General features: G+C 39.0%; 5 protein-coding genes and 1 pseudogene. 2 read left to right on the forward strand and 4 right to left on the reverse strand.

Features of this window, described 5'->3' with window-relative positions:
- A pseudogene (locus tag QMD21_06535) lies at positions 1 to 477 on the reverse strand (transposase).
- Between the two features lie 173 nt (positions 478 to 650).
- Between QMD21_06535 and QMD21_06540 the strand changes: the two are divergent.
- Positions 651 to 2,984 (forward strand): LamG domain-containing protein, encoded by a 2,334-nt coding sequence (locus QMD21_06540; protein MDI6856417.1) that lies wholly within the window; start codon positions 651 to 653, stop codon positions 2,982 to 2,984.
- A 5-nt stretch (positions 2,985 to 2,989) separates the two neighbouring features.
- Here the strand turns inward: QMD21_06540 and QMD21_06545 are convergent, their stop codons facing one another.
- The 3 genes from QMD21_06545 to ppcA are packed head-to-tail and all read right to left on the reverse strand — an operon-like array spanning position 2,990 to position 8,754.
- Positions 2,990 to 6,055 (reverse strand): hypothetical protein, encoded by a 3,066-nt coding sequence (locus QMD21_06545; GenBank protein MDI6856418.1) that lies wholly within the window; start codon positions 6,053 to 6,055, stop codon positions 2,990 to 2,992.
- Positions 6,056 to 6,090: 35 nt separating this feature from the next.
- The gene (locus QMD21_06550; protein MDI6856419.1) at positions 6,091 to 7,275 is read right to left on the reverse strand and encodes a M20 family metallo-hydrolase; all 1,185 of its coding nucleotides are present in this window, start codon (positions 7,273 to 7,275) and stop codon (positions 6,091 to 6,093) included.
- Positions 7,276 to 7,284: 9 nt separating this feature from the next.
- Positions 7,285 to 8,754 (reverse strand): phosphoenolpyruvate carboxylase, encoded by a 1,470-nt coding sequence (gene ppcA, locus QMD21_06555; protein ID MDI6856420.1) that lies wholly within the window; start codon positions 8,752 to 8,754, stop codon positions 7,285 to 7,287.
- Between the two features lie 96 nt (positions 8,755 to 8,850).
- Here ppcA and QMD21_06560 point away from each other — a divergent pair, with 96 nt between their 5' ends.
- The gene (locus tag QMD21_06560; protein MDI6856421.1) at positions 8,851 to 9,051 is read left to right on the forward strand and encodes a 30S ribosomal protein S17e; all 201 of its coding nucleotides are present in this window, start codon (positions 8,851 to 8,853) and stop codon (positions 9,049 to 9,051) included.
- The last annotated feature ends 84 nt before the right edge of the window (positions 9,052 to 9,135 follow it).

Consider the following 9,135-nt stretch of genomic DNA (forward strand, 5'->3'; position numbering starts at 1 on the left):
GTGAGTCTTTTCATCAGTGACCGCGATACCCACTACCTGTTTTCCTTTATCGTCCACAGATATATGGACTTTTATCCAGCCTCTGCGAACTCTCCATTTATCTCGCATCCACTCGCCTCTATTTGTCACTTTCACACCAGTAGAGTCGAGTGATATTACAACTTCTTCTCCTTCGTATCGAGTCAAAGTCTTTTTTATTGGCACATCAACCTTGTTTACCCTTCTACATATTGTAGAATAGTCCGGTACACTAAAACTCACAAGCTTAGATAGTCCTCTTAGAAATCCTTTGAGGCCCCTGTAATCTATACTCAGTAAAGTATGGAGATACGCTAAAAATATTATTAGAGAATCGGGATAATCAAAAGGTGCACCAACCTTGTTTTTGTTTAATTTTTCTAATTCTTCGTCCCAAGAATTAATGAAATCTAGAGAAATATACGCTTCTCCACGAGCTACAAGTTTTTCGTTATACGCCCGCCAATCTCTTTTGTCGACGTATTTTTTACCCTATCTTTGTCTTTTCATTATTCCCATCCCAAGGGTAAATAGATTTAGGTTATTTTATAGTTATGCAACACAGCTTAAAATCGATAAATATTTATCTGCTGAGAAGTATATAAAAATAATAAAAAGAGGAGGAATAAAATATGAGAAGTACGGGCTATTTAATTAAATGCGGTGTATGCTTTGTTGCGCTATTTTTAATTACTACAGTCTATACCGCGAAAAGTTTTGGTAAAGGTAGCGACTACGAAAAGCCTTTTGTACCGCCACCTCCTGCAGATGTGGGTACATGGCGCATTGGCGCTAACTGGACTTACTACCAGGATTTCTGGTATAACAGTACTACAAGCGACGATACAATCTATCTCAAGGAAAGGTTTACTTATACTGTAAAAGAACTTGGCTACTATACTTACGCAGGTACCACATATTACGGCTATAATCTATCGCTTAGTGGAAGTGTGCTCGGCGGTAAGGGCTCGATGAGCGGGTATAGTCTCTCAGTAAGCAGCGGCACGATATCAGGCTATTTGTTCTGTAAGGTAAGCGATTTGGGTATTTTAGCAGATTACGTGCATAAGTATATAAAAGGAACTGCTTCTGGAATTATCAGCGTAAAAGCACGACTAGATAATACTTTCTTCTATGAGCCTGTGGTGGAAGACTATGATTTTCCAATAGCTGTTGACGATTTGTTCTTTGCAAATACAACTGCTCGTGCAACTGGATATATGTGGTATGATGCAGGTGTGGTAGGCAGTGGTAACTCGTCGTTTGACGATGCAGCCCTTTTAGAGCAGCAAGTAACTGTTTCATCCTCTTTAGCGAGCATAACAGTACCTGCAGGAACTTTCACTACTTATCATCTTACCGGTCTCATTAATCAAGGCGCTGGCGGAACTCTCCAGCATTGGTATAATTCAACAGTGAAATGGTATGTGCGTGAGCGCATGGATGACCTAGCGCTTATTTCAAACGCTCTACTTGACTGGGATAGGAAGTTAGAAGCTTACTATCAGCCTCCAGACCCTAATACTATTTCAATCAGTCCTTCTACAGCTTGGATAACTGATGATATAACTGTTTCAGGTAAATTTCCAAATTTTCCAACAAGTAAAGTGATAATTAGAATACCTGAGGGCGCTTTTCCTGTTTCAGAATGGAATACAACTACAGCCAGTGACGGAAGTTACAGTAAAATAATTCAAGTACCGCTTGCCAGTGATAACACGCCAGCAGCAACTGATTTCTCATCCGTGGGCTTGTTTGCGTTTGTAGAATCAAGTCCTACAAACTACACTGTAGCTACAATCACTATATCTGCTGAAGTAGAAAAGTACACAATTATGCCAGGATGGGACACTATATCTTTCGCGCTTAAGTCGTGGTATTCTAGAGCTGGCGACTGTATAGATGGTATTCGATACACTCATTTAGGAAGATACGTTACTGCAAATCAGCAATTCGAAATTTATCAAAAAGGTGCTGAAGGGAACAATTTTAGTATTGAGCCAGGCTACGGATATACGATTAACTCAATTGTAGCAAGTGATGCTCTTTGGTTCGATGGTGTAGATGATTTCGTTAATATTCCTGACTCAACAAGCCTAGATATCGATAACGCAATTACAATAGAATGCTGGTGCTATCTGGCTGGGGACCCAAATACAACTACTAAAAATGATTATAGAATTATAGTTAGCAAAAAAGGTGTTTACGGAATGGTCTTAGAAGAGACCAGGGAGATAAGCGTCCATGTTTATAATGCGACAGGAGCAAAATATGATTTTCTTACAGGCTATTATTTACCAATAGGAGAATCGCATCATCTTGCTTATACTTACGATAGCGCAACCGGTGAGATGAAGTTTTATGCTGACGGCACTCTCTATAGCAGCACATCGTTTACAGCTGTAGCGCTGCAAACCAATAACGAGCCGCTTAGAATTTCGAGCATTCGTTCTAAGACGCCAAGAACTTTTTACGGGGCGATTGACGAACTTAGAATATTTAATAGGGTATTAAGCAGTACTGAACTAGCAGAAGATTACAATGCAGTGGTGCCCTACCCAGCTAGGAGTGGAGCTGTTGCTTGGTATCATTTTGACGAAAGTCGCGGTGTAACAGTAAACGACTGTTCTGACTGCGGAAACGCAGGAACTATTTATGGCGCAACGTGGATTGTAGGAATTGGAACGACTACGGGACGCATATTTGAGATTGTCGGCAAACCAGTATCAATATCTGTACCTATATCTTCGGGATGGAATTATATAGGCTGGGCTAACAGCACAGCTACTACAGCAAGTGGCTTACAATCAAAAGTTACCGGTTGCGAAGCGGTAGCAAAATTGGACAACGGTAGGGGTAGATATATTATCTACTCAAGCGCTTTATTTGGTGAGAATTTCGCTGTAGTAAAAGGCAAAGGATACTTTGTATATACAGCCACAGCAAGCACATGGACTGGAGGCTAATTTTATCAGCGCTTCCTTTTTCTTCTAGTAGCTATAGCCAAGCCTAAAGCTACAATTATTATTACGATTGCTCCAAAATATAAAAGCCAATTGAGAGGCGTAGGCGGAACCTCTGCAATTTTTTCAGCCATAGGAGCGAATATTGTTAAATGAGTTACGTTTGCCCAGACGATATTATTAACGGTATCTACACCTGTATTATTGCAGAGCTTCCATTTATTTTCGTGCCAGTAATACATTTTCAAAGTATCTTCGTTTAGACCTATAATATCTTCATCACTGTATTTTATAGTAATGTTTATGTACTCAAGCTCGCCTGTGATTGTAACTTCAATGCAAGTAATGTTTCGCAGATTTTCGGGTGGTGGTTGGGGTAGCGCGGCTGAGGTTATGTTTACAGTCCCATTTCCTACACCGACCACATTGACTGCTCTACCTTCAATGTGTTTCGTGACTGCCATTGTTATAGTGAAATAATATTCTGTAGATTTGTTCTCGTTGCTGCTTGCATCGTTTGCCCAGATATAATAAGAATACTCACCTGCAACTGGGTAAGTTGAGTTGTAGTAATAGTTATTTGTGTCAGGTATTTGAATCATTGAAATATTTACTGGTGTGAAGCCTGCAGGACCTGTGATGCTGATTTTAACAATATCAATCTTAACATTATCAGTTACAGTACAAGTTATGTTCACCCAGCCATTTTGAGTTTCTACACTCGGGAAAGCTTGAACATTTAAAATTTCTGGTTTTGTAGTGTCTTGAGTCGTAAACGTGTTGATATCAGATTTGTTCTGGTTGTTTGAAGTATCATTTGCCCATATGTAATAAGAATATGTTCCTAAAACAGAATAAGTTGTATTGTAGTAATAAGTTCCGTTTTTGTTTGCATCAAGTTCAATACCAGTCATTGTAAAATTGCCAACGAAATTGCCGTTCGGATCTGTGATATTAACTTTGACAGTATCTACTTTAACATTATCTTTAACACTACAAGTTATATTCACCCAGCCGCTAACCTCTTGAACCACAGGCAACGCTTGCACATTTGAGACCTCAGGCTCTATGGGGTCTACAACCAAAACATCCAAACTTGCTTCGTTATTAACTTCATTCCATTCAGGTAATAAATTATCTGGGTCTGCTACAATTTTTAGCTCATGCATACCCAACTTAGCAGTCCATTTGAACTGCGTCTGCGAGCAATTAACGATTAATATTCTTGTGCTGTTTACAGGCTCATCGTCTACTAAAATTTTTATCCCGACATATAGTGGCGGGCTTGGATACGAGTCGGCAAACCAAATATTGATTCTTGTTGCGTTGAGTGTGACATTTATTAGTACTTCTTGGCCAGCTTCTGGACTTTCATCAGATAAACTCATTTGTGTTATGAAAAGATCTGAGCCGCCGGTCGCTGTAGGTGGAAATTCTTGTACAAATCTTACTGGTGAGGAGTCAAATTTTTGGAAGCCAAGCTCATCAATATATTCTAGCTCTATATAGTAAGCATATTGAAGTGTGTTGTTAATTTCAATAGTAACGTTGTAACTGTCCGTGCCCATAGTCATTACAGCAGATTTCCATTTGTGTGGCTCTTCAAGCCCTTCATTATCGTTCCAAGCGCGATTGGTTGAGGAGGCGTACCAAGCACGAACTACCAAATTTTCAGGATGCCAGTATTTTATACTTGCAGTAAGATTGAGATAATTTGTGGTCTCGTTCTTCTGCTCTATAGATGCAGTAACATTCTCTACTTTTGGCCAGCGCGTTAAATTGAAGTTTACAAGCTGAGAACAGATTTCTAGAATATTGAGTACTAGTCTAGTGCCACCTTGATCTAGATCTTTGGGCAGTATTCTACCGTAGCGCCACTCTATAAAATCAAGATCATCTAGAAAATAAGTCTCAGCGCCTAGCGGGAAATAAGTACCGTCATGCATACCTTTAAGTCCTACATCGCCTAGAATTCCTATAAATTTTAAATGTTGGTAGAAACGGCGCTGAGAATAGATATCCCAAATTTGATATGCTAAGCCGCCCGGTGTTGTTGGATCGTCTCCCGAAGACACTATACTTTCCCATAAAGGTATTAGTACGCTCGCTACTTGCGAAGAATAGTTCTTCACGCCCCATGGGCCGGTCTCAGGATATGGCGGGATGCCCCAGTCCTTGACATAGTGAGCCCAGCCCCTTTTCATATCTTGTATCTGCATCATATCTGCTTCAATCATAGTTATTCTATCGTCCAGCATGCCGACAAGCCAGCGTGCATAACCCTGCTTAGAGCCGCCTTCCGATAGCAAGCCTTTGCTAATATCGCCGCCTAAATTTTCAAGCAGCCTTACCATTAAAGTTGTCCCCATCAGATTTTCCTTTACCAGCTGATACATAAAAGTCATTTTGAGTGCGTCCGCAGTAGCTTCGTTTCTAAGTAGAAATGCCAAAATAGAAGGATACAAAATTCCATCTTGGCCGCCTGGAAAATCAAATGGCAACCAGTTCTGCTTATAGTTACCCATTAAGAATAGTGGCGCTTCAAACTTGTTCACCAGCATGCATATAAGTCCTTCAATTTCAGGATCTACAGTATCAGGTACGCTATGTATATGAGTGAAAAGCGCGTATCCAGAGCCGTTACAATTTGGATAGCCCTCAGGTACATAAATAGCGGCGCCGTGCCACTGCTCAACGGTTATCAAATTTGATATATTTCCTGTTCGGAGTGAAGCACATGGAACCATTGTGTAAGGCCCGCTACTAAAATTACCTTCTATTTTAAGTATTGTCTTGCCTTCGAAAGGTATATTTGTCGTTGCATTACCGTCGCCGTCTATATCGACGTTTGTCCAATTAAGTTGCGTTAGAGTCATAGCCTTGATAGTAGCCAAGTCGTATGGGTAGTCGTCTCCAAGCTCTACTCTGTCAAACAAGCTGAAAATAGTGTAGCTAGCTTTTTGTCCTTTATTCAACTGCACATTTTCGTCGGCCTCGGAAAAGCTCCAAGCGCTTGCTAATATCAGTGCAATAGAAATCGCTACTAATAGTTTTCGGAAAAGATTGTGTGGCATAACTCAAGAATGTATTTAACATAATATAATTTTTGCTAACTCAGAAACAATTTCGTGTATACTTTAGCATCTCCTATCAAATTTGAGATTCTGCAGTATTCATTGGGTGCATGCGCTTTCTCATCGACTCTGCTCCAGACTATTGCATTATAGCCAGCTCTTCTAAAAACCCCAGCGCAAGTACCTCCGCCAATACCTTTGGTAATTGCATTAACATGATAAACTTCTTTTATCGCTTTTTTGAGTTGCTTAACTATTTGTAAGTTTGGGTTAGTATAAGATGCCTCAGATTTGTTTGTAATCTCAGCTTTTATTTTAGTGCCAGTTTCTTTTTCAACTTCTTTAACGATTCTATTACATTCTCTCAAAATATCTTTGAGTCTGTACTCAGGCAACACTCTGCAATCAATGTAAAAAACATCTATCCCTGGAATTGTGTTGATATTAGGCACGTTAGCCTCTTTTTTAGTAAGTTCGAAAGTAGAATAAGGCGGTGAAAATAATTTGTTCTTTAACTTGAATTTATTGTGCAAATCTTTATCTAATTTATAAGCAAGAATTACGCTTGCCCTAAATGCATTTATGCCTTTTTCAGGTGTACTGGCATGGCATTGCCTACCTTTTGTTGTAAATTTAAGCCATAGAATAGCTTTTTCTGCAACTTCAATTAAATTTCCTTTCTCGTTGCCGGCGTCAGGCACCAAAATAATATCGTTCTTTTTAAATAACCCTTGCTTAATAAGATATTCTATACCGTACTTGCTACCTGTTTCTTCATCACTAACAATTGCAAGCCCTATATTATAATTCGGTTTTTTATTGCTCATCAGCAATGCTTTGCATGCATAAAGACTAGCTACAAGACTTTGACCGTTGTCTTCGCTGCCTCTACCGTAAATTTTATCTCCTTTTACTACAGGCACGAAAGGGTTTGTTTTCCATAGCGCTAAATTGCCAGGCGGCACAATATCAAGATGTGTCACTATCCAGAGAGTTTGCTTTTTTTCTCCCTCTATTTTTGCAACTATATTTGGTCTTTTATCGCAGTCGTATCTTTTCAGGTCGTCGAAGCCCCACCCGCTGATTAAGTTCCAGATGTAGTCAGCTTTCTTTAGCTCGCCTTCACCGCCACTACTAGGAGCTATCGCTGGTATTTTTACAAGCTCTTGCAAAGTTTCTATGATTTGAGGTTTTAGGTTATCGATTGCTTTCTCTAACATACTCTATCACTACCCTAGAAATTTTCTTAAATTAGCAGCTCTTGTAATGTATTCTCTCAGTTCTTCGCTCTTGCTATGTTTTAGTGCGTTAACAATATTCGCACTTATTACTTTGTGCTCTTCAACACTTTCAAAATCGATAGAAAGATTATTTATAGCGGATTCAAGCTCAGGTAATAGTCTCAGAGAGTCCTTGTTTAAGTAGCGAAGCGCGTCTTTCAAATCGTTTTCAAAATTAATATATACATCACGAACGAACTCAAGCTCTTTTTCAGTCAGTGCATTAATAGCAAGCAGCTCCGGTGGCAGGCCGATCGAATAAAGCGCTGATGTAAAAGTTATCGCTCTAGGTAGCGCTATACCTCCAACGCTTCGAGCATATCCGAAAAGTCCTATATGGAGTTTCCTCTTCCTCCTGCTCGGCACATACTTAGCAATTTCGTTAATCACAGGCGCTAAAATTTTAATCTGCTTTCTGTATTCTTGAGAATAGTTATGAATGAGCTCTATAGATTTCTTCTCATCTATCTGCTGAGGCGCTTTAGTACTGTGCCCTTTCAACTTCATTATTCCGGCTCTGACTTCTTCAGGCGAATTATCATATTTAAATGAGGATTGAATAGTGAAAGTATGTACGGTAGAATATTCTTTTAGAGTATTCTCTACATTTTTAGGCGTAAGATTGCCTCTAAAAGGTGGGCAGCCAAGTCCAAGGATTGGATATAGGTCTATATTGATACTTTCTGCAAGATTATAAAGCCTTTGTAAAGCTATTTTGCTTAACAGTACTGCACTAACAAGTCCGTAATTCATGGCAGGATCACTTCTCGCTAAAAACACTCTTTGATACTCTACATTTTTGTCTTCTAAATATTTTTCCATGATAGTATGTGCTGCAAGGAGATGTTCCAAATCTTCAAAAAGTGGTATGATATTGATTTTTTCAGGTTTGAAGCTCCCTATCCAATTGCCAATTGTAATATCCATGCTTTTAAGCTTTTTATCCTGCTTCCCTACAACAAAATCTGAATAATATCTGTAAATTCTGTCGAGTTCCTGGGATGAAGAAGTCATTGGTAGAATAATTTCGAAAATTGGTGGTAAGTCTTCTTTATAAAATAGTTGCGCTACATCAAAGGATCTTGGTATGCTTTCTAAAGTCTCTAGCAATACTTTACCTTCTGCTTTCTCTACACTAGGATTTGGCACCCTTAACGTTAAAAATAGCTCCTTTCCTATTTTATGCTCAGCGAAAAAAGACTCATATTTTGTTAGTAGCTTTTTAACTACAAAATTATCCACTTCTTTACCTTCGCAGTCCCACATCTGCTCATCGCAGCCTAAATGAGAAAATGCATAGTAGGCTTCTTGAATCTCGTCCTCGCCACCAAGCTCGAGACCTTCTGCAAAAAAGGGTATGCTTACGTTGTCAGGATGCTGAGTGCTCATAGCTCTGGGTACAGGTAATTTTGAACTCATTTTTCAGCTTTACTAAATTGAGTTTTTGTTTATAAATATCTTTGCCCTACTGCTAGAAAAAAGTTTAAAATAGCAATAACACACTTACATCTTCTAATGGGTCGTATAAGAACCACGTTTATAAAAAGGATTGCAAAAGAGCTAGTTCATAAATTTCCAGATGAGTTCAGTTTAGATTACGAGCATAACAAGAAGAAAGTTATGGAGCTTACAGATGTAAAAACGCAGACAATGCGCAATAAAATCGCAGGCTATATAACAAGGTATAAGTCTTATTATGAAAGTAGAATCAAATGAGACTTAGAGATTATAGGATTTTGTATAGGAAATTAAATTCTGTAAATGATATTCCTTTGCTCGCTAGTGAGTTTGAAATTTCTG

This window comes from Candidatus Thermoplasmatota archaeon (assembly GCA_030018475.1).
Taxonomy (GTDB): domain Archaea; phylum Thermoplasmatota; class JASEFT01; order JASEFT01; family JASEFT01; genus JASEFT01.

Excerpts from the sequence above, each read along its gene's own strand:
- QMD21_06540 (MDI6856417.1), top strand. The coding sequence starts at position 651 with ATGAGAAGTACGGGCTATTTAATTAAATGCGGTGTATGCTTTGTTGCG.
- QMD21_06545 (MDI6856418.1), bottom strand. The coding sequence starts at position 6,055 with ATGCCACACAATCTTTTCCGAAAACTATTAGTAGCGATTTCTATTGCA.
- QMD21_06550 (MDI6856419.1), bottom strand. The coding sequence starts at position 7,275 with ATGTTAGAGAAAGCAATCGATAACCTAAAACCTCAAATCATAGAAACT.
- ppcA (MDI6856420.1), bottom strand. The coding sequence starts at position 8,754 with ATGAGTTCAAAATTACCTGTACCCAGAGCTATGAGCACTCAGCATCCT.
- QMD21_06560 (MDI6856421.1), top strand. The coding sequence starts at position 8,851 with ATGGGTCGTATAAGAACCACGTTTATAAAAAGGATTGCAAAAGAGCTA.